Consider the following 19,699-nt stretch of genomic DNA (forward strand, 5'->3'; position numbering starts at 1 on the left):
CCGCTCACCCCGCCCAGGGCAGCGGCGCGTCGTCCAGCCCCCAGTACACGCTCTTCTGCCGCAGGTACCCGAGGATCCCGTCCCGGCCCTTGTCCACCCCCAGTCCGCTCTCCTTCATCCCGGAGAACGGGGTCGAGATGCTGAACTGCTTGTAGGTGTTGATCCACACCGTGCCGGCCTGCACGCGCCGCGCCAGGCGCCAGGCCCGCCGGTAGTCGGCGGTCCAGATCCCGCAGGCCAGTCCGTACACGGTGTCGTTCGCTTGCCGGACCAGGTCCTCCTCGTCCTCGTAGGGCAGCAGCACGCCCACCGGCCCGAAGATCTCCTCCTGGCAGGTCTTCGACGAGTTGGGCAGGCCCTCCAGCAGCGTCGGCGGGTAGTAGGCACCGGCCGACGGAGGCACCACTCCCCCGCACAGCACCCGCGCCCCCTCCGCGCGCGCCCGGTCCACCAGGGACGCCACCCGGTCGCGATGGGCGACGGTCGCCAACGGGGCCACCTGGGTCTCCTCCGACGTGCCGGGGCCGACCCGCAACCGGGACGCGCCCGCCACGAGCAGGTCGCGGAACTCGGTGTAGCGGGACGCCGGCAGGAAGATGCGCGAGCCCGCGATGCAGCTCTGCCCGCTCGAGGAGAAGATCCCGAACAGGATTCCCGCCACGGCCTGGTCCACGGCGGCGTCCGGGCACACGATCGTCGGCGACTTGCCACCCAGCTCCATCGTCACCGGCATGATCTTCTCCGCGGCGATGCGCCCGATCGCCCGCCCGGTGGACGTGCCGCCGGTGAACGCGACCTTCCCGACCGCCGGGTGCCGCACGATGGCGTCGCCGACCACCGGGCCGGGACCGGGCAGCACGGACAGCAGCTCGGCCGGCACGCCCGCCTCCAGCACCAGCCGGGCCAGCGCCAGGGAGACCAGCGGCGTCGGCTCGGCCGGTTTGAGCAGCACGCCGTTCCCGGCGGCCAGCGCGGGCGCGATCTTCTGCGCATCGCTGGCGACCGGGGAGTTCCACGGCGTGATCGCGCCGACCACCCCGATCGGCTCGTACACCGACATGGTCAGCCACGGCCCGCGCTGCGGGGTCAGTGCGGTCTCCATCGTCTCCAGCGCCGCCGCGTAGAACCGGAACGTCCCGGCCGCGCTCGCCACCAGCGCCCTGGTCTCCCGCAGTGCTTTGCCGGTGTTGCGGGTCTGCAGCGCGGCGAGCGCCGCGGCGTCCCGCTCGATCAGCTCAGCCACCCGCACCAGCACCCGGGCACGTTCGTGCGGCAACAATGCCCGCCACGCGGCCGCGGACGGGGATTGGGCCGCAGCGCGGGCCGCCTCGTCCACGTCGGCGGCGGAGGCGGCGTGCACCACCGCGAACCGCTCGCCGGTTGCCGGGTCCACGCACGCCAGGGGCGCACCACCGCCACGCCGCCACCGTCCGGCCACCAGGATCTCGTCCGCCGGCACTGTCATCGGGCCACCTCCACACTGTCCAGCCATCGGCAGAATAACTTAGATCTAAGACGATCGCATCAATAAAACTTAGCCCTAAGGGTTGTCACCGTCCCGGAAGCGGTGCTACAAACAGATCCCAAGTTCCCTTAGAGCTAAGACATTGAGGAGATCCCGTGACGACCACGCAAGCCGGACTCGAGGAACTGATCGACTCCTGCATCGCGACCCGCGAGTCGCGGTTCGAGGACTGGGAGACGCTGGGTTTTCAGGCCAAGGCGGGGGAGGAGTTCCGCCGGGCGCAGGTGCGCTACATCGGGTCGGGTGCCACCGGTAACCACGAGACGGACAACCGGATCCTGCCCTCGGAGCACTTCACGTTCTCCAACATGCGGTTGCCGGTGGGGGCGGTGGGGCCGGAGCACACGCACCACGACGTGGAGGAGGTGTTCTTCGTCCTGGAGGGTGAGCTGGAGGTGACGGTGCACGACGTGGAGGACGGCACCAGGACCGCCAGCCGGGTGCTGGGCTACCGCGATCTGATCCGGGTGCCTGCCGGGGTGCCGCGCAGCTTGCGCAACATCGGGGCGACCGACGCGTTGTTCGCGGTGATCATCGGCGCGCAGAAGCCGCAGCTGCCCACCTACCCGCCGACCTCGCCGATGCACGGCCTCACCCGCGACTGAGCCATGTCCCGGACGGTACGGATTTCCCAGAGCACCTGGCTGGCCGAGGGGGTCGTGCGCCTCGAGCTGCGCGACCCGGCCGGGGCGGCCCTGCCGGCGTGGGAGCCGGGCGCACACCTGTCGCTGCACCTGCCCAACGGCCTGACCAGGGAGTACTCCCTGTGCGGCGACCCGGCGGACGAGCACACCTGGACCGTGGCCGTCCTGCGCGAGCCGTCGTCACGCGGCGGCAGTGCATGGGTGCACGAGCGGCTCACGCCCGGCACCCTGATCGAAGCCGACGGGCCGCGCAACAACTTCGCGCTCGAGGACGCCCCGCGGCACCTGCTGATCGCCGGCGGCATCGGCATCACTCCCCTGCTGGCCATGGCGACGTCCCTGCAACGCCGGGACGCGGACTGGTCCATGCTCTATTGTGGACGGTCCCGGTCGAGCATGGCCTTCCTCGGTGACCTGCCGGCGGACCGGGTGCGCGTGCACGCCGACGACGAGCGGGGCGGCCCGCCGGACCTGGCCGCGGAGCTGGCGCACCTGGAGCCGGGCACGCTCGTCTACTGCTGCGGACCGGAACCGCTCATCGCCGCGGTCGAGGCCGCACTGCCGGACACCGGGATGCTGCGGGTGGAGCGGTTCCGCGCCCCGGCCGTCGCTCCCGCCACGGCCGACGCAGGGTTCGACGTGGTGTGTGGCGGCTCCGGGCGGCGGGTGCCCGTCCCGGCCGGCGTGTCCATCCTGGACGCCCTCGCCGGCGCCGGGGTGGCCGTGCCCAGCTCGTGCCGCGAAGGAGTGTGCGGCACCTGCGAAACCAAGGTGCTCGCCGGCGAACCCGAGCACCGCGACTTCCTGCTGAGCGACGACGAGAAAACGGCCGGGGGCACGATGCTGATCTGCGTGTCGCGCAGCCGGTCGGCCGAGCTCGTCCTGGACGTGGAGGACTGACCGATGCCTGCCAGCTACGAGAACGCCTTCGGCGACGAGCTCGAGGCCGTCTACGGCCGCGGGGTGCACGACCTGCCCGGCATCGTGGCCGCCCTCAACGCCTCCGGCGTCCGCCCGGCGAACGGCGCGGACTGGACCGAGTCGTCGTTCACCGCGGAACTGGCCCGCCTGAGCGGAACGGAGAACTGAAGCCGTGAACCCCCTGCACACCACCGAGGGCCTGCTGCAGTTCGGGCTGCGGGACCGCTGGTACCCGCTGTGCCCGTCGGAGCACGTCCGCCCCGGCCAGCTGACGCGCCTGGATCGCGCGGGCGAGGAACTGCTGCTGTGGCGCGACGCCGCGGGCGTCGTGCACGTTCAGGAGGACCGCTGCCCGCACCGCGCGGCCCGCCTGTCGCACGGCGTGCACATGGGCGACCGCGTCGCCTGCAACTACCACGGGGTGCAGGTCGATGCCGAGGGCACCGTGGTGTCGGTGCCGGGCAGCCCGGGTTGCGCGCTGGAGGGGCGCCGCGTGCTGCGGACCTTCCCGGCGCGGGAACACGGCGGCGCCGTGTTCGCCTGGTTCGGCCTCGACGAGTCCGCCCCGCCGGCCCCGCTGGAGGTGCCCGAGCCGATCGCCGGGGAAGAGTGGGCGCACTTCCTGTGCTACGTCGAGTGGGACGCGCCCTACCGCTACTCGCTGGACAACCTGCTCGACCCGATGCACGGCGCGTTCCTGCACCGCAACAGCCACACCATGTTCGCCGGCAAGCGGGAGGCGGTGTTCCAGATCCGCGCCACCGACAAGGGTTTCGTGTTCGAGAAGACCGACCAGCGCGGTGTCAACTTCGACTGGGTCGAGCTGACCGAGGGCGGCGCCCAGTGGGTCACGCTGGACATCCCGTACCCGGACACCGCCGGGCCGGGCGGCCCGTTCACGATCGTCGCGGCGCTGTCGGCCATTTCGGAGCACCGGCACGCCGGGTTCTTCTGGCGGTGCCGCAAGGTCTCCGGCTGGCAGCGCGACAGCTGGCGCTTCCTCTACCGCAACCGGCTGGAGGCCCGGCACTTCGCCGTGCTGGAACAGGACCGGGAAATGGCCGAGGCGATGCCCGCCGACGCGTGGGACCGGGAGAACCTCTACCAGCACGACATCGCCCTGGTCCGGATGCGCCGCCTGCTGCGCGCCGAAGCCGCCAAACAGGCCGCCCGCCTGACCGAACCCGCCGCACCCGCGCCGGTCCCGGTCGCCTGAACACCCTTGGAGGACACCATGTCCGAACCCGTCGTCCGGCTGCGTGCGCTGCGGTCGGTCACCCTGCGCTCCACCCGGTGCGCCGAAGCGGGCGAGTTCTACCGCGAAGTGTGGGGGCTGCGCCAGGTCGAGCAGGACACCGGCGCGGTGTGGCTGCGCGGCACCAGCAGCGAGCACCACGTGCTGCAGCTGCAGCAGGCCGAGCAGAACGCGCTCGGCAAGGTCACCTTCGCCGTCGCGACACCGCGGGAGATCGACGAGGCCGCCACCCGCCTGGCGGCCCAGGGCATCCCGCTCGTCACCGAACCGGGCAAGCTCGACCAGGTCGGCGGCGGCTACGGGCTGCGGTTCGCCGACCCGGAAGGACGGCTGATCGAGCTGTCCGCGGACGTGTTCGCGGTGACCCCGGACGATCCGGACGGGCTGCCCGCGGTGCCGCGGAAGCTGGCGCACGTCGTGCTCAACACCGCCGACATCGACGCGGCCTGCGAGTTCTACACCCGGGTGCTGGGCATGCGGATCTCCGACTGGTCCGAGCACCAGATGGCGTTCCTGCGCTGCAACGCCGACCACCACGTGATCGCGTTCAACCAGGCGCCGTTCGCGTCGGTCAACCACGTCGCCTACGAGATGACCTCGATCGACCACTTCATGCGCGGGATCGGCCGGCTCCGGCACAACGGGATCACCCCGCTGTGGGGCCCGGGCCGGCACGGGCCGGGCAGCAACACCTTCGGCTACTTCGCCGACCCGGCCGGGCTGGTGTGCGAATACACCTCCGAGGTGGAGCAGGTCGTCGAGGACGCCTGGCTGTGCCGGGTGTGGCGGCGCACGCCGGAGCTGTCCGACCTGTGGGGCACCGCCGGGCCGCCGTCGAAGGACGTGCGCACGCACATGGCCGGCGTGCCCGACCCCGGCTACAGCGCGTGGTGGCAGGGATGAGGGCGGGCGTGATCGGCGCCGGCTCGATCGGTGGCGTGGTCGCCCGGGCGCTGCGTGACGGGTCAGTCCCGGACGCGGTGCTGTCCGGCGTCCTGGACCCGGCCGGCCCGCCGGACCTGCCGGTGCTGACGCTGGACGAGCTGCTGTCCACTTCGGACCTCGTCGTCGAAGCGGCCGGGCAGCGGGCGCTGGCCGAACTGGGGCCGCGGGTGCTGGCCGCGGGGCGCGACCTCCTGGTGGTGTCGGTCGGCGCACTGGCCGACGACGCCCTGCTGGAGGAGTTGCTGGCCGCCGGCCCCGGCGAGCTGCACCTGTCCACCGGGGCGATCGGCGGGCTCGACCTGTTGCGCGCCGCGGCCCGGATGGCGCCGCTGTCGCGGGTGACGATCGAGACCACCAAGCGCGCCGCCAACCTCGTGCAGCCCTGGATGTCCGCGGCGGAGGCCGAGCGGCTGCGGACGGCGAGCGCGCCGGTCGAGCTGATGCGCGGCCCGGCCCGGAAGGTGACGGCGGCATTCCCGAAGTCGGCGAACGTCGCGGCCTCGGTGGCGCTGGCGGTGGGCGACTGGGACGCCGTGGAGGCGGTGGTCGTGGCCGATCCCGGCGCCGAGCTGACCTCGCACGTCATCACCGCCCAAGGCACCGCCGGGTCGTACCGGTTCGAGATCCGCAACCAGCCCTCGCCCGTCACGCCGACCAGCAGCGCGGTCGTGCCGCACGCGGTGCTCGGCGCGATCGCGGCGCTGGCGCAGCCACGGGTGGTGTTCCGGTGAACGGCGTGCGGGCCGGTGCGAGCGGCAGCCCGGTGCTGTTGCTGCACGGGATCGGCGGATCGAGCGCCTCCTTCGAGTCGCAGGTGGACGTGCTGGCCCGGCGGCACCGGGTGTTCGCCTGGGACGCGCCCGGTTACGGCGGCTCGGCCGACCCGGCGCGGGCCGATCTCGGCTGGTTCGCCGAGGTCGCGGCGCGGGTCTTCGACGAACCCGCGCACGTCGTAGGGGTGTCCTGGGGCGGGGTCATCGCGACCCGGCTCGCGCTGGAGCACCCGGTGCTGTCGCTGACGCTCGCCGACTCCACCCGCGGATCGGGCACGTCGGCCGACTCGGCGCGGCGGATGCGGGCGCGGGTGGACGAGCTGGCCCAGGTGGGCGCCCAGGAGTTCGCCCGGCGCCGTGCACCCCGGCTCACCACCGACCCGGCGACGCTGGTGAAGGTCGAAGCGACCATGGCCCGGGTCCGGCTGCCCGGCTACCGCGCGGCCGCGGAGTCGATGGCGGCCACCGACCACGGTCCGGTGCTCGGCCGGATCGCGGTGCCGACCCTGGTGGTCGTGGGCGCCGACGACCGCGTGACCGGCGTCGAGGAGAGCCGCTTGCTGGCACGCGAGATCCCCGGTGCGCGGCTGCGGGTGATCGGCGGCGGGCACGCGGCCAACCAGGAACGCCCGGAGGAGTTCAACGACGTCCTGCTCGGCTTCCTGTCCGAAGTGGAGGCCGCGCGATGCGCCTGATCGTGGTGACCGGGGCTGGGCGCGGGCTCGGCTGGGCGATCGCCGACGCCCTGGGCGCATCCGGCGCGCAGGTGGTGGTGGCCGAGCGCGATCCGGAGCGGGCCGCCCGCGGTGTCGAGCTGCTGGAAGAACGTGGCCGGACCGTGCACCGCATCGACACCGACGTCGCCGATCCCGAGTCGGTGGCGCACCTCGCGAAGCGGGTCGCCGAGATCGGGCCGCTGCACGGGCTGGTCAACAACGCGGCGATGGCCGACGGGGTGGGCGGCAAGCACTTCGCCGACCTGGAGGTCGAGGCGTGGGACCGGCTGATGGCCGTCAACGCGCGCGGCCCGTGGCTGGTCGCCCGCGCCCTGTACCCGCAGCTCGCGGCGACCGGCGGGCGGATCGTGAACATCGCCTCCGACGTCGCGTTGTTCGGGCCGCCCCGGCTGGTGCACTACGTGTCGTCGAAGGGCGCGGTGATCGCGATGACCCGCGCGATGGCGCGCGACGCCGGGCCGGACGGGGTGACGGTGAACGCGGTCGCACCCGGCCTGACCGAGGTCGAGGCCACCGAAGGGGTCCCCCGCGAACGGCACCGCCTCTACGCGGACAACCGGGCGCTGACCCGGCCGCAGCAACCCGCGGACGTAACCGGCGCGGTGGAGTTCCTGCTTTCCGACGCGGCCGCCTACATCACCGGGCAAACACTGGTCGTCGACGGCGGATTCGTCTGCCACTAGGAGTTGTCATGGACCTCGGACTCACCGGGCGGGCCGTCGTCGTCACGGGCGCCAGTTCCGGCGTCGGGCTGGCGACCGCCGCGCTGCTCCTCGCGGAGGGCGCGCACGTCGCCGCCTGCGCCCGCGACGGCGTGCGGCTGGAGAAGGCGCTGGCCGACCTGCCCCGCGCGCACGGTGCCCGGCTCTGCACCGCGGCCTGCGACGTCCTGGACGCCGACGACGTGCGCCGGTTCGTCACCGGCGCCGGCGAGGAGTTCGGCGGGCTGGACGGCGTGGTCAACAACGCCGGTCGCTCGCTGATGGCGCGGCTCGCCGACACCGGCGACGACCAATGGCGTGACGAGCTGCACCTGAAGATCTTCTCGGTGCTGCACGTCGTCCGCGCCGCGCAGCCCTGGTTGCGGCCGGGCGCGGCCGTGGTCAACGTCAACGCGATCCTGTCCCGCCAGCCCGAGCCGCGACTCGCCGCGACCTCCGCGGCGCGCGCGGCCCTGCTCAACCTGTCCAAGACACTGGCCACCGAACTGGCACCGGACGTGCGGGTCAACTCCGTCTGCCTCGGCCTGGTCGACACCGGCCAGTGGCGGCGCCGGTACGAGCAGTCCGGCACCACCCAGTCCTGGGACGAGTGGACCGCCGCGCTCGCCGGCGACCGCGGCATCCCGCTCGGCCGCCTCGGCACCGCCGAGGAGGTCGCGTTCCCGATCGTGGCGCTGCTGTCCCCCCGCGCCTCCTACATCACCGGCTCCGCCCTCGACGTCGGCGGCGGCGTCGCCCGCTACGTCTAGCGAAGTTCACCCAGTGGTGCGGTAGCGGAACATCAGACCCCGCGGCGGCGCGAGCCGCCCCGGCGCAAGGAGAAAACTGTGGCACACGGCAACGGCGGCGACCTGCTCGCCCAGGTCCTGATCGACAACGGCGTGGACACCGCCTTCGGCATCGTCAGCGTCCACAACCTGCCGCTGGTGGAGGCGGTCGCGGCGCGGCTGCGGTTCGTCCCGGTGCGGCACGAGGCCGCCGCGGTCAACGCGGCCGACGGATACGCCCGCGCCCGCGGTGGCCTGGGCGTGGCGATCACCAGCACCGGCACCGGCGCGGGCAACGCCGCAGGCTCGCTGGTGGAGGCGCTCACCGCGGGCAGCCGCGTGCTGCACGTGACCGGGCAGATCGACTCGCCCTACCTCGGGCAGGGGCGGGGCGTCATCCACGAGACCCGCGACCAGCTGGGCATGCTCACCGCGGTGTCCAAGCACGCCGCGTCCATCTCCTCGGTGGCGGACGCCGAGCCGGTGCTGCGGCGCGCGGTCCGGTACGCCCTTTCCCTCCCGTGTGGACCGTCGAGTGTGGAGTGGCCGATCGACCTGCAGTACGCGCGGCACCAGGTCACCGCCAGCGGGCCGGAGGCGCCGGAACCGGTCCCGGAGCCGGACCCGGGTGCGCTGGCCCGGGCGGCGGAGCTGATCGCAACCGCGCGGCGCCCGGTGATCTGGGCCGGCGGCGGTGCGGTGGGCGCCCGCGCCGAGGTGCGGGCACTGGCCGAGCGGCTGCACGCACCGGTGTTCACCAGCAACTCCGGGCGGGGCACGCTGCCCGAGGACCACGAACTGGTGGTGGGCAACTTCGCCACCCACCCGGCCGCCGCGGACCTGCTCGCCGAGGCTGATCTGCTCATCTCGATCGGCACCCACTTCCGGTCCAACGAGACCAGGCACTACCACTTGGCGCTGCCCGCGGCGCACGTGCAGATCGACGTCGACCCCGCCGCGCTGGGCCGCGTCCACCCGGCGACGGCCGGCATCGCCGGGGACGCGGCCACCGTGCTGCGGCAGCTGCCCGTGCCGGCGGGCGATCCGGCGTGGCGGGCGCGGGCCGTCGCGACCCGGGCGGCCGTGCGTGAGCAGCTGCGCGAGGCGATCGGCCCGTACCGGAAAATCTGCGATGCGATGCGCGCGGGCCTGCCCCCGGACTCGGTGATCGCGCGGGACGTCACCATCCCGTCCAGTCAGTGGGGCAACCGGCTGCTGGACATCCACCACCCGCGCACCAACCTGTTCCCGGTCGGCGGCGGCATCGGGCAGGGCCTGGCGACCGGCATCGGCGCGGCGATCGCGAAGCCGGACGCACCGACGCTGGTCATGGCGGGCGACGGCGGGCTCGCGGTGCACCTGGGCGAGCTGGGCACGCTCGCCCAGGAGAAGCCCTGGCTGGTGCTGGTCGTGTTCAACGACGGCGGCTACGGCGTGCTCCGCAACATGCAGGACCACCACGGCGGCTCCCGCGCCGGGGTCGATCTCTACACCCCGGACTTCTCCCGGCTCGCCCAGGCGCTCGACCTGCCCTACCAGCTCGTCGGCAGGCCGGAGGCGTTCGCCGAGGCCCTGGGCAAGGCCGTCGCGCAGCACGGCCCCGCGGTGATCGAGGTGGACGTGACCGCGCTGGATCCCGCGCCGCGCCCGTTCGTGCCCCCGGTCCCGGTCCCGGCCCGGCAGGACCGCTGATGACCACGCCCACCACCAGCCACCACCACGGTCACGCCCCGGCGAACCGGCGGCGCCGCGTGCTCGAGACCGCCGCGCCACTGCTGGTGCGGTTCCCGGACGGCCCCGTCCGCTCGGCGGTGATCGTCCTGCACGACGAGCACGGGCTCACCGACGCCGCGGAAGCCGGGTGCCGGGCGCTGGCCCGGTGCGGCTACCTCGCCGTCGCGCCGTTGCTCTACTACGACACCGGTGGCCGGGTCTTCCCCGACGGGCGCTTCGACGCGCTGCGCACCGCGGACCTGGCCGCCGACATCGCCGGGGCGCTCGACCACCTGCACCGCCGCGTGGGCGTGCCGGCCGGTGCCACCGCCGTCGCCGGGCTCGGCCAGGGCGCGCACCTCGCCGCGTGGGCCGCGGCCGGACACGCACTGCCCGTCGCCGCCGGGATCGCACCGCGGTCAGGTCCGTGGCCCGATCTGCCCGCTCTGCCGGTGCTCACCGCGGGCCTGCACGAGTCGTGGCTGTCGCTGCCCGGCGGCGCCGGCAGCTGGGACGAGGTGGTGCGTTTCCTCGATTCCGCCGCGCTGTGACCGCGCGCAGCGGCTAGGTTCGGGGCCATGGCCAAGGACTCGGCGGTGGAGCTGGCGGTCGGGGACCACACGGTGCGGATCTCGCATCCGGACCGGGTCTACTTCCCGGCCCGCGGCGAGACGAAGCTCGACCTCGCGCGGTACTACCTGTCCGTGGGCGACGGGATCGTGCGCGCGCTGCGGGAGCGGCCGTGCATGCTGCACCGGTTCCCGTCCGGCGTGAGCGGCGACAAGGTGCACCAGAAGCGCGTGCCGGCCGGGGCGCCGCCGTGGCTGGAGACCGTGCGGGTGCACTTCCCGCGGTACGACCGGCACGCCGACGAGCTGTGCGTGACCGAGCTGGCGCACGTCATCTGGGCGGTGCAGATGTCCACTGTGGAGTTTCACCCGTGGAACTCGCGGCGGGCCGACACCGAGAAACCCGACGAGTGGCGCATCGACCTCGACCCCGGTCCGGCGGCGCCGTTCTCCCGGGTGCGGCGGGTGGCGCACGTCGCGCACGAGGTCCTGGACGAGCTGGGCGCGACCGGCTGGCCGAAGACGTCCGGCGGCAGCGGGCTGCACATCTACGTGCGGATCGAGCCGCGGTGGGGGTTCGCCGAGGTGCGCCGGGCGGCGCTGGCGTTCGCCCGCGAGGTGGAACGCCGCGCGCCGGACGACGCCACGACGACCTGGTGGCGCAAGGACCGCGACCCGGCGCTGGTGTTCGTCGACTACAACCAGAACGCCCGCGACCACACGATCGCCAGCGCCTACTCGGTGCGCGGTGTCCCCGACGCGACGGTGTCGGCGCCGATCAGGTGGGACGAGGTGGACGACGTGGAACCGGGCGACTGCACGATCGCGACGGTGCCCGCCCGGTTCGCCCGGCTCGGTGACCTGCACGCCGGTATCGACGACACCGCCTACTCGCTGGAGACGCTGCTGGCCTGGGCCGACCGCGACGGCCTGGAGTGAGCACCTGGCGGGAATAACGATCGCCTGACCGGGTACCCCGGGTGCTCACCGACCGGAAGGACCCGCAGATGAGCGGCGACGACAAGACCCAGAACAAGGCGGAAGAGCTCAAGGGCAAGGCCAAGGAAGGGCTCGGCAAGGCCACCGGCAACGAGCAGTGGGAAGCCGAAGGCAAGGGTGACCAGGGCAAGGCCAACGTCAAGCAGGCCGGCGAGAAGATCAAGGACGCGGCGAAGGACGTGTTCGACCGCTGACGGTGTTCGACCGCTGACCGTGCGCATACCCTGATCCGGCATAGGCCCGGGCTCGCAGCGGATCGAGATGATCCACACCGGCGGTTCGTGCGGGGCGGACTCCGCCCTGCACGAACGCCGGACATCGTGCTGCGCGGCTACCGCCCCTGCTTGGCACCCGCCACGCTTCCGGGATCCGCGCCGGCGTGCCCGGCGTGATCGAGGTCCGGATCGACGCGGCACAGAGGTGATCACCGCTTCGATCCGCTGGAAGCGTTGTTGCAGTTCGACCGGCCGATGGAAAGTACACCGGCTGCGCACCGATCGGCGGTTCGGGAAGAACGCCGGCACAGCGGCCAGGCGACCTCGACGGCGTAGCTGAAGGTCTCTTCTCGTCACGGCGGGGTGGGCAGTAGCGGTTCGAGGCGGCGGGCCACGCCCTGGGCGTTCTGACAGGCCTGGTCCTGGCCCGATTTGAAAGCCGAGGCGAGGACCAGTACCCGGGATTGTTCGGTGACTTCGAGGGCGAGGGCGCAGAATTGGAAGCGGGGGTCGTAGAAGTAGAGACCGCGGCGATCGTTGATGCTGATCTCGCTGGTGCCGGGGTACCTGGTGCGGAAGACCTCGAGACCTTGCACCGGATCGAGGACGAGTGCGTAGCTGCCGAATCCGTATTTGCTGGCGGTGCATCCGTTGGTGGAGCGTTCCTTCTCGCCGGGGCTGAACCCTTGTCCGGCGAGGAGCTGGTCGAGCACACGGCAGGCGTCCATCCCGACGAAGACGTCAGTACCGGGGCGCAGACCCGAGGCGGGCCGGGCCGCGCCGGTGACGGTGGTCGCGCATGCTGTGGCGGTGACCGCGGCGCAGACAGCGGCGGCGATCAGGGTCGCTGCGCGGCGAAGGTTCAACGGATCCTCCCGACGGGATGGGCGAGTGCGGCGAGTTGATCTCACATGAAATCCTGTGGGATCAACTCGATCAACGGAAGCAGCCGAACTGCTGGATATCGTCCGCTTCGTTCTTGACGAAGAGACCGGCCATTCGCGCTCAGCTGTCGCTGGATGCCTTGCCGAGGCACGGGGTGCTCATATCGATCGAGACGTTTGGGGCGGCGATCTGTACGCGCAGGGTGACCGTGATGCCCAGTCTTTTCCTGGTCATCAGGTACTCGATCGCCACCTCCTCGCTGCCCTGTTCAATGCGGGTTTCGGAATCGACGTCTTCGCGAGCGTCATAACCAATCTTATGGAATGTCCCGAACCAGGGTCCCGAGTCGTAGTAAACAGTCTTTGAGGTGATGGTTCTGGTGTCGTTCCAGGTGGCTCGGAAGACACGCTTGAACGTTTCGGGCTCCGCACCATCCGAACACGGGATGTCGATGTCGCCCTTCAGCTCGATCTGCAGGTCGGGAGTTTCTTCTTCCATTACCACCGCGTGAGCGTCGGTGACCAGCTCCCAACCGACTTCCTCGATGCTGTGTTTGACGCTCCCGGGCCCGCTGCAGGCTGTAGCCAGCACTGCGACCGCCAACATCGATCCGGGCCAGACCTTGTTCACATTCCCTACCTTCCGAGGCGTATCAGTGACGTGCCCGTGAGTCGGCCGTGTTCGTGGTGGGCAGGGCGACCTTGCTCCGACCCCGGTGGCGACAGGCTTCGTAGTGGTCACGTTGCGGGAGAGATCAGCTTCACCGGCAGGGTTCGTAGTTGGTGACCATCCAGCCGTTGTCGTACTGCTCCTCGAGCTCGAACATCCCGAGCTGCGGGCCGGCATTGTCGTACCGGTCGGTACCCGGGGTGGGGAGCTTCAGATGGCAGGCGTCAAGCCGCGCACGACCGAGGCGGTAGTCGGTCTGATGGTCCGGGATCTCCACGTTCCCAGCGGACCCGTTGAAGTTGGTGATCTGGGGCTGCAGGTTCGCCAGCGCGCCCTCGCAGTCGGCCGCGCCGTGCGCTCGCGCGAACTGCTGCTCAGCGGCCGGGCTGAACATGAAGCAGACCAGGTAGCGTTTCGCCGGGGTCCGCATGCCCTCGATCAGCTGCCACACGACCCTGTGTGGGAATTTTGGGTACAGCAGGGACAGTCGGTAGAGCCGATACTCGGCTGCGGCGGCCGCCTTCCGGTCGGACTCGTTACCCCACCAGACCAGTCCGCCGGCGATCAGGACACCCCCGACCACCAGGGCCATGATCGGCACCCACGCGCCCGAGCCGGACCGAGGCCGGCGGAAGGACACAACGCCGGTCGCGGCGATCGCCAGCCCCCAGGCCAGCTGGATCAGGGCGCCGGGCACCTCGGGCATGAGCACCAGCGCGGCCAGCAGGAACCCGGCGACCAGGCCCCACGTCTTGTCCACCCGGCGCCGGATGCCCGGCAGGATCACCACCACGACCAGCGGTGCCAGGAACCACCAGGTGGCCGGCCACCAGTGCCAGTCCGACCACCACAACGACAGCCACGCCAGCACGAACGCGCCCACCAGTGCCCGCCACCGCACCTTCCGCCCAGCTGGGCCCGGACTCAGTGCGTCCTGGACCTGCTGGCTCCACGGACGATCCCCCATGACATGCCTCCATACTGCCCGATCAGGCGATCATGGCAGAGGGCTTTGCCACCGGATCCAACGCGTGAAACTACTCACCTCGCCAGAGCTCCTGACCAGCGCAAACGGGCCAGACGACGGGGAAGTGCAGGCCGTGGCCGGTGATGACCCGGGCCACCAGCGGCCTGGTCCTTGTCGCGGTCCCCAGCGTCGCGGCGGCCCAGCAGCGGCTCGGTCTGCTCGTCAACGGGCCAGGTAATCAGCACGCCGTGGCGGGCCAGTAGCAGCCCGACGCGCCGGATCCGGTAAAGCTCCGTGGTCTCCAGCCAGGCGTGGAGCAGCACCTGCCAGAGCCAGCGGCCCACCTTCGCGGTGCCGCGGACGCTGACCACGGTCTCGACGTCGATCAGGGTGGCGTGCTCGTCCAGCTCGGGGGACCCGGGCTGCCGCGTCGTCCAGCGTCCCGACCGCCGCCGCACGCTCGATCGCCACCACGCACCCGCTCCCGGGCGCCCTCCAGTCAGCGCACCGCCAGGTGCTCGGCAGCCGCGAGCACCGCCCCGTACTGGGTGGCCACCAGGTCCCGGATCGGGACCGAGCGGTGGTCGCCGATCTCCGCATCGGCCGCGAGCCACTCGGCGTGCCGGGCCGCGACCCGCGCCCGGGCGGCCCGCACGGACGGCCGGGTGTTGCCCACCGCCAGTTCCCCGTCCAGTGCCCGCAGCAGGATTCCGCCGTACCGCAGGCGAAAACACTGGGTCGCCTCGGTCAGGGACGCCACCTCGGCGACCGTCGCGACCCGCTCGGCCTCCGGCGCGGTGCTGCGGGAGCAGGCGCTGCGCGCACCCGCCGCCATCATCACCGCGAACGACCGGCTCGCCCGCCAGAACGGCGAGTCCGGCACCATCAGATCGCCGGCAACGGCGGCGAGGGTGTCCGCCAGCACCGCGGACAGTTCCGTCAGCGCCCGGCCGTGCGCGGCGAGCGCCGCCCCGTAGCCGGTTCCGGACGGGCTCTCGTCGCCGGCTGCCGGGGAGGTCCAGTACGGCAGCTCGGTGACCAGTGTGAGCGCGCCGTACCGGCCGGCGTAGGAACTGGTGCTGTCCCCGCCGGCGTTCGTCCACGGCTCACCACGATCGGTCAGGTAGTCGTAGGCCCGGCAGATCGACGGGCCGTCGAAGATCGCGTCGTCGACCCGCACGAGGTAAGGCACCTCCGGCTCGCCGCGGTCCAGCGGCAGGCCGACATGGCCGGGCAGCGCCTGCAAGGTCGCGTGCAGCGCGGGCTCGGCGCGGCTGAGGTAGTAGTAGACGCCCCCGGACTCGCTGTTGTGCAGGGAACACACGAGGTCCGGGCGGTCGGCGTCGATCAGCCGCATCAGCGCCTGCGTCTCGGGCAGGACCGCGTCGAAGTAGGCGTCCTTGTAGTCGAGCGGAAAGGTCCACTCCACCTGGTCCGGACCGGCGGGACGGTAGAAGTGGCGCGCGTAGTGCTCGCGGGTGATCGGCCCGGCGAGCCAGCCCTCGTTGAGCCGCAACCCGTCCGGGTCGATGCAGGCGATGATCCGCCACCGGTGCCGCAGGCGGGCGCGCAACCCCGGGTCGGCGCACAGCCGGGCCGCCAGGTGCAGGGCGGTCAGCCCGCCGATCGGTTCGTTCGGGTGTGGCAGCCCGAAGACCAGCGCGGCCGGCTCGCCCGGTGCGCCGTCGATCGTGAGGCACAGCAGCGGCTCGCCGTGCCGGGACGTGCCGACGCGGGTCAGCGCGGTGATCTCCGCATACCGGTCGGCGAGCGCACGCAGGCCGCGGTGCAGTTCATCGACACCCGCGAACGCGGCGCGGTCCCCCACCCCGTCGACTTCCTCGAGCAGCCAGTCCGGCAGCGGCACGGGCCCCCTCCTCCACGTGTTTCCCTCCTCGGTCCAGTTCACCCGAATGTGTCGCACGCGGCGAGGGCCGAGCAGGCTAATCCGCACCCGCGCCGCACCCGCCCGGAGGAGCAACCCGGCCCACCCGCGCGTGTTCGCCGCCCCGGGCACCATGTTGGCCACTCCGGTCCGCGTGTTGGCCGCTCCGGGCACCGTGTTCGCCGCCCCGGTCCGCGTGTTGGCCACTCCGGGCACCGTGTTGGCCACTCCAGGCACCGTGTTGGCCACTCCCGACCGCGTGTTCGCCACTCCGGGCACCGTGTTCGCCACTCCCGTCCGCGTGTTGGCCGCTCCCGTCCGCGTGTCCGCCACTCCGGGCAGCGTGTTGGCGGGTCAGGGGCCGGCGAGGGCGGGGAGGGCGGGCCGGCGGGAGTCAGTCCGCGGCCAGTGCCTCCTCCCGGGTGGTGCACAGGTGGACGATCTCCCCGGCTCCGGTGAGTTCCAGCGGACGCCGGGTGAAGCCGGAGCCGACCACCACACGCACCCGCCCCGGCGCCGCGGCTCCCGCCGCCAGCACGACCGCGATCCCGGCCGACGCCAGGAAACTCACGGCGCTGAGGTCGATCACCAGCCGGCCGGCGCACTGACGTGCGGCGGGCAGGGCGGCGGCCTCGAACGCCGGCGCGGTCAGATGGTCCAGCTCGCCGGCGACCCGCACCACCGTCGCCGCCGGAAGGTGCTCCACCGCCACGTCCACCTGGGCGACCGGCTCGTTCGGCTCGAAGGACGGCACCACCAGATCTAACCGTGGCCGGGCTACGGGCGGAAAGCCCACCGGCCGGGGATCCGCTCTTGCGCCCCGCGACGCACTGTGGCCTAATATGGCATCAAGTGCCAAAATGGCGTGCCTCGCCGGCGAGGCGGAGCGACCCAGGAGAGACGACGATGTCCAACGGTTGGTTCGAGACGGTGGCCGAGGCGCAGCGGCGGGCCAGGAAACGCCTGCCGAAGTCGGTCTACGGCGCGCTGATCGCCGGGTCCGAGCGCGGGATCACGCTCGACGACAACGTCGCGGCCTTCGCCGAACTCGGCTTCGCCCCGCACGTCGCGGGCCTGTCCGACAAGCGCGAGCTGAGCACCACCGTGCTGGGCCAGCCGATCGCGCTGCCGGTGATCATCTCCCCCACCGGGGTGCAGGCCGTGCACCCCGAGGGCGAGGTGGCGGTGGCCAGGGCGGCCGCCGCACGCGGCACCGCGATGAGCCTGAGCTCGTTCGCCAGCAAGCCGATCGAGGAGGTGGCGGCGGCCAACCCGCAGACCTTCTTCCAGATGTACTGGGTGGGCAGCCGCGACGTGCTGGTGCAGCGCATGGAGCGCGCCCGCGCCGCCGGGGCGGTCGGGCTGATCATGACGCTGGACTGGTCGTTCTCCCACGGCCGCGACTGGGGCAGCCCGGTCATCCCGGAGAAACTGGACCTCAAGGCGATGGTGCGGTTCGCCCCGGAGGGCATCACCCGGCCGAAGTGGTTGTGGGAGTTCGCCAGGACGCGCCGGCTGCCCGACCTGACCACCCCGAACCTCGCGCCGCCCGGCGGCACCGCCCCCACGTTCTTCGGCGCCTACGGCGAGTGGATGCAGACCGCCCTGCCCACCTGGGAGGACGTCGCGTGGCTGCGCGAGCAGTGGGACGGGCCGTTCCTGCTCAAGGGCGTCATGCGGGTGGACGACGCCAAACGCGCCGCCGACGCCGGGGTCACGGCGATCTCGGTCTCCAACCACGGCGGCAACAACCTCGACGGCACACCGGCCCCGATCCGCGCACTGCCGGCGATCGCCGAGGCGGTCGGCAGCGACATCGAGGTGCTGCTCGACGGTGGCATCCGCCGCGGCAGTGACGTCGTGAAGGCGCTCGCCCTGGGCGCGAAGGCCGTGCTGATCGGGCGCGCGTACCTGTGGGGGCTGGCCGCGAACGGTCAGGCCGGGGTGGAGAACGTGCTGGACATCCTGCGCGGCGGCATCGACTCGGCCCTGCTGGGGCTGGGCAAGGCGTCGATCCACGACCTCACCCGCGACGACGTCGTGATCCCCCCGGGCTTCGAACGCGCCCTCGGCGTGCCGGGGAGCTGAGCCACTCCGGCGGCGGGCCGCGCAGGGCCGTGCCCGCCGCCGGGGTTTCCAGCCTGCATGGCCGGGCGGTCGCTGCGTCCCGGGCCGGGTACGCCCGGCGGAGACGCTCCTGCTCGGTGTGGTGCGCTCCGCACGGGGCGGGCCGGACGGCGCGGTGTGGAGCTGACCGGCAGGACCGGGGCCGCGGCTACCGTGCCGCCGTCCCGGTCACTGTCGGCGAGGGGTTCACGACCCGGCCGGGAAGCCGTGCCGCCGCGCGCCGGCCACGATGACCAGCACCGGCACGAGGAGCACCAGGACGCTCCACGGGAACACGCCCGGCCCGAACGCGTCGAGCAGGACGCCGCCCACCACACCACCGCCGGCCATCGCGGCGTTCCACAACGTCACCAGCGCGGCCTGGGCGGTGTCGGCCGCCTCGCCGCCCGCGTTGCCGGCGGCGGTCTGCAGCAGCGTCGGCACCCCGCCCCAGCCCAGCCCCCACAACGCCACCGCGACGTAGACCAGCAGCGCGTTGCCGGCCTGCACCGCGAGGATCGCCGCGGCCACGCCGACCAGCACCGTCGCGCCGAGGGTCAGCGCCCGCAGCTCCCGGTCGATCCGGGCCCCGATGAACACGATGCTCAGCACGGACGCGATCCCGAACACGAGCAGCACCGCGTCGACCCGGGCACCCAGCCCGGCGCGCTGCAGGAACGTGGCCAGGTAGGTGTAGAGGATGTTGTGAGCCAGCACGAACAGCAGCGTGACGGCCAGGACCGCGGCCACACCGGGAACGGTCACCGCGCGGCGCACCGGGATCCGGCCGCCGTCACGCTGCCCCGGGTGGTCGGGCACGGTCGCGACGATCCAGGCGATGAGCACGACGGCGATCGCGGACATCACGCCGAAGGTCACCCGCCACCCGGCCAGCTCGCCGAGGAAGGTGCCCGCCGGCACGCCCAGCGACAGCGCGAGCGGGATGCCGGCCATGACGACCGCGATCGCCTTGCCCTGCAGCGTCTCGGGCGCCATCCGGCGCGCGTATCCGGCCAGCAGCGCCCACACGACGCCCGCGGCCACGCCGGCGGCGAACCGGCCGACCATGGTCAGCGCGTACACGCCGGAGACGGCGGTGATGGTGTTGGCGACGGCGAACCCGGCGACGCCGGCGAGCAGCAGGCGTTTGCGGCGCCAGCCCGCGGTCGCCGCCGAGAGCGGGATCGCCGCGAGCGCGGTGCCGATCGCGTAGATGGTGACCGCCTGTCCCATCGCCGATTCGCCGACACCCAGGTCGGCGCTCATCGCGGGCAGCACACCCGCGGGCAGGGCCTCGGTGAGGACGGTGATGAAGGCGGCCGTGGTCAGGGCCAGCAACGGGAGCAGCGGAAGAGAGTTCCGCGTCGGTACTTCGATCACGCCAGCTATGCTCAAACCGTCA

General features: G+C 72.5%; 22 protein-coding genes. 14 read left to right on the forward strand and 8 right to left on the reverse strand.

The genetic code is table 11. The features are described 5' to 3' along the window. Positions 1-4: 4 nt before the first annotated feature. Positions 5-1,465: an aldehyde dehydrogenase family protein gene (locus FHX46_RS19600; protein WP_167117092.1), complete on the reverse strand. Its 1,461-nt coding sequence runs from the start codon at positions 1,463-1,465 to the stop codon at positions 5-7. A 155-nt stretch (positions 1,466-1,620) separates the two neighbouring features. Here FHX46_RS19600 and FHX46_RS19605 point away from each other — a divergent pair, with 155 nt between their 5' ends. From FHX46_RS19605 to FHX46_RS19665, 13 genes are all read left to right on the forward strand, one after another. Further along, positions 1,621-2,130: a cupin domain-containing protein gene (locus FHX46_RS19605; protein ID WP_167117095.1), complete on the forward strand. Its 510-nt coding sequence runs from the start codon at positions 1,621-1,623 to the stop codon at positions 2,128-2,130. A 3-nt stretch (positions 2,131-2,133) separates the two neighbouring features. Next, the gene (locus tag FHX46_RS19610) at positions 2,134-3,069 is read left to right on the forward strand and encodes a PDR/VanB family oxidoreductase (RefSeq protein WP_167117098.1); all 936 of its coding nucleotides are present in this window, start codon (positions 2,134-2,136) and stop codon (positions 3,067-3,069) included. Positions 3,070-3,072: 3 nt separating this feature from the next. Further along, positions 3,073-3,258, forward strand: coding sequence for a recombinase-like helix-turn-helix domain-containing protein (locus FHX46_RS19615; protein ID WP_167097612.1), 186 nt, complete (start codon positions 3,073-3,075; stop codon positions 3,256-3,258). A gap of 4 nt (positions 3,259-3,262) precedes the next feature. Beyond that, a complete protein-coding gene (locus FHX46_RS19620; RefSeq protein ID WP_313886195.1) occupies positions 3,263-4,306 on the forward strand; it encodes a Rieske 2Fe-2S domain-containing protein in 1,044 nt (347 codons plus the stop codon). Positions 4,307-4,324: 18 nt separating this feature from the next. Continuing rightward, entirely contained in the window at positions 4,325-5,248 is a 924-nt protein-coding gene (locus tag FHX46_RS19625) for a VOC family protein (protein ID WP_167117101.1), read from the forward strand. Beyond that, positions 5,245-6,021, forward strand: coding sequence for an aspartate dehydrogenase domain-containing protein (locus tag FHX46_RS19630; protein ID WP_167117104.1), 777 nt, complete (start codon positions 5,245-5,247; stop codon positions 6,019-6,021). Before FHX46_RS19625 ends, FHX46_RS19630 begins: the two co-directional genes overlap by 4 nt. Then, positions 6,018-6,758, forward strand: a complete 741-nt coding sequence (locus FHX46_RS19635) for an alpha/beta fold hydrolase (protein WP_167117107.1) — start codon at positions 6,018-6,020, stop codon at positions 6,756-6,758. The genes FHX46_RS19630 and FHX46_RS19635 overlap by 4 nt, the downstream gene beginning before the upstream one ends. Continuing rightward, positions 6,749-7,483 carry an SDR family oxidoreductase gene (locus tag FHX46_RS19640; RefSeq protein WP_167117112.1) on the forward strand — a complete coding sequence of 245 codons (735 nt, stop codon included), beginning with the start codon at positions 6,749-6,751 and terminating at the stop codon, positions 7,481-7,483. Before FHX46_RS19635 ends, FHX46_RS19640 begins: the two co-directional genes overlap by 10 nt. 8 nt (positions 7,484-7,491) lie before the next feature. Further along, complete coding sequence (locus FHX46_RS19645) at positions 7,492-8,271, forward strand: SDR family oxidoreductase (RefSeq protein ID WP_167117115.1); 780 nt, start codon at positions 7,492-7,494, stop codon at positions 8,269-8,271. A gap of 78 nt (positions 8,272-8,349) precedes the next feature. Beyond that, a complete protein-coding gene (locus tag FHX46_RS19650) occupies positions 8,350-9,981 on the forward strand; it encodes a thiamine pyrophosphate-binding protein (protein WP_167117118.1) in 1,632 nt (543 codons plus the stop codon). Next, positions 9,981-10,553, forward strand: coding sequence for a dienelactone hydrolase family protein (locus tag FHX46_RS19655; RefSeq protein ID WP_167117121.1), 573 nt, complete (start codon positions 9,981-9,983; stop codon positions 10,551-10,553). The genes FHX46_RS19650 and FHX46_RS19655 overlap by 1 nt, the downstream gene beginning before the upstream one ends. Positions 10,554-10,580: 27 nt before the next feature. After that, positions 10,581-11,510: a non-homologous end-joining DNA ligase gene (gene ligD / locus FHX46_RS19660; RefSeq protein ID WP_167117125.1), complete on the forward strand. Its 930-nt coding sequence runs from the start codon at positions 10,581-10,583 to the stop codon at positions 11,508-11,510. Positions 11,511-11,578: 68 nt separating this feature from the next. Continuing rightward, the gene (locus FHX46_RS19665; protein WP_167117129.1) at positions 11,579-11,764 is read left to right on the forward strand and encodes a CsbD family protein; all 186 of its coding nucleotides are present in this window, start codon (positions 11,579-11,581) and stop codon (positions 11,762-11,764) included. A 374-nt stretch (positions 11,765-12,138) separates the two neighbouring features. Here FHX46_RS19665 and FHX46_RS19670 read toward each other — a convergent pair whose 3' ends face one another. From FHX46_RS19670 to FHX46_RS19695, 6 genes are all read right to left on the reverse strand, one after another. Next, the gene (locus tag FHX46_RS19670; RefSeq protein ID WP_243871313.1) at positions 12,139-12,651 is read right to left on the reverse strand and encodes a DUF3558 domain-containing protein; all 513 of its coding nucleotides are present in this window, start codon (positions 12,649-12,651) and stop codon (positions 12,139-12,141) included. A 139-nt stretch (positions 12,652-12,790) separates the two neighbouring features. Next, positions 12,791-13,300 (reverse strand): hypothetical protein, encoded by a 510-nt coding sequence (locus FHX46_RS19675; protein WP_167117132.1) that lies wholly within the window; start codon positions 13,298-13,300, stop codon positions 12,791-12,793. A gap of 130 nt (positions 13,301-13,430) precedes the next feature. Beyond that, complete coding sequence (locus FHX46_RS19680) at positions 13,431-14,306, reverse strand: hypothetical protein (protein ID WP_167117136.1); 876 nt, start codon at positions 14,304-14,306, stop codon at positions 13,431-13,433. Between the two features lie 74 nt (positions 14,307-14,380). Next, the gene (locus FHX46_RS19685; protein WP_167117139.1) at positions 14,381-14,764 is read right to left on the reverse strand and encodes a hypothetical protein; all 384 of its coding nucleotides are present in this window, start codon (positions 14,762-14,764) and stop codon (positions 14,381-14,383) included. 41 nt (positions 14,765-14,805) lie between these two features. Next, on the reverse strand, positions 14,806-16,173 hold the full coding sequence (locus FHX46_RS19690) for a M14 family zinc carboxypeptidase (RefSeq protein ID WP_167117142.1): 1,368 nt from the start codon (positions 16,171-16,173) through the stop codon (positions 14,806-14,808). Positions 16,174-16,585: 412 nt separating this feature from the next. After that, positions 16,586-16,948 carry an STAS domain-containing protein gene (locus FHX46_RS19695; protein WP_313886196.1) on the reverse strand — a complete coding sequence of 121 codons (363 nt, stop codon included), beginning with the start codon at positions 16,946-16,948 and terminating at the stop codon, positions 16,586-16,588. 149 nt (positions 16,949-17,097) lie between these two features. On the opposite strand from FHX46_RS19695, the gene mftD reads away from it, so the two are divergent. Continuing rightward, complete coding sequence (gene mftD, locus FHX46_RS19700; RefSeq protein WP_167117145.1) at positions 17,098-18,279, forward strand: pre-mycofactocin synthase MftD; 1,182 nt, start codon at positions 17,098-17,100, stop codon at positions 18,277-18,279. A gap of 225 nt (positions 18,280-18,504) precedes the next feature. On the opposite strand, the gene FHX46_RS19705 is transcribed toward mftD, so the two are convergent. Then, a complete protein-coding gene (locus FHX46_RS19705; protein WP_167117148.1) occupies positions 18,505-19,677 on the reverse strand; it encodes an MFS transporter in 1,173 nt (390 codons plus the stop codon). Between the last annotated feature and the right edge of the window lie 22 nt (positions 19,678-19,699).

This window comes from Amycolatopsis viridis (assembly GCF_011758765.1).
In the GTDB taxonomy this organism is placed as follows: Bacteria; Actinomycetota; Actinomycetes; order Mycobacteriales; family Pseudonocardiaceae; genus Amycolatopsis_E; species Amycolatopsis_E viridis.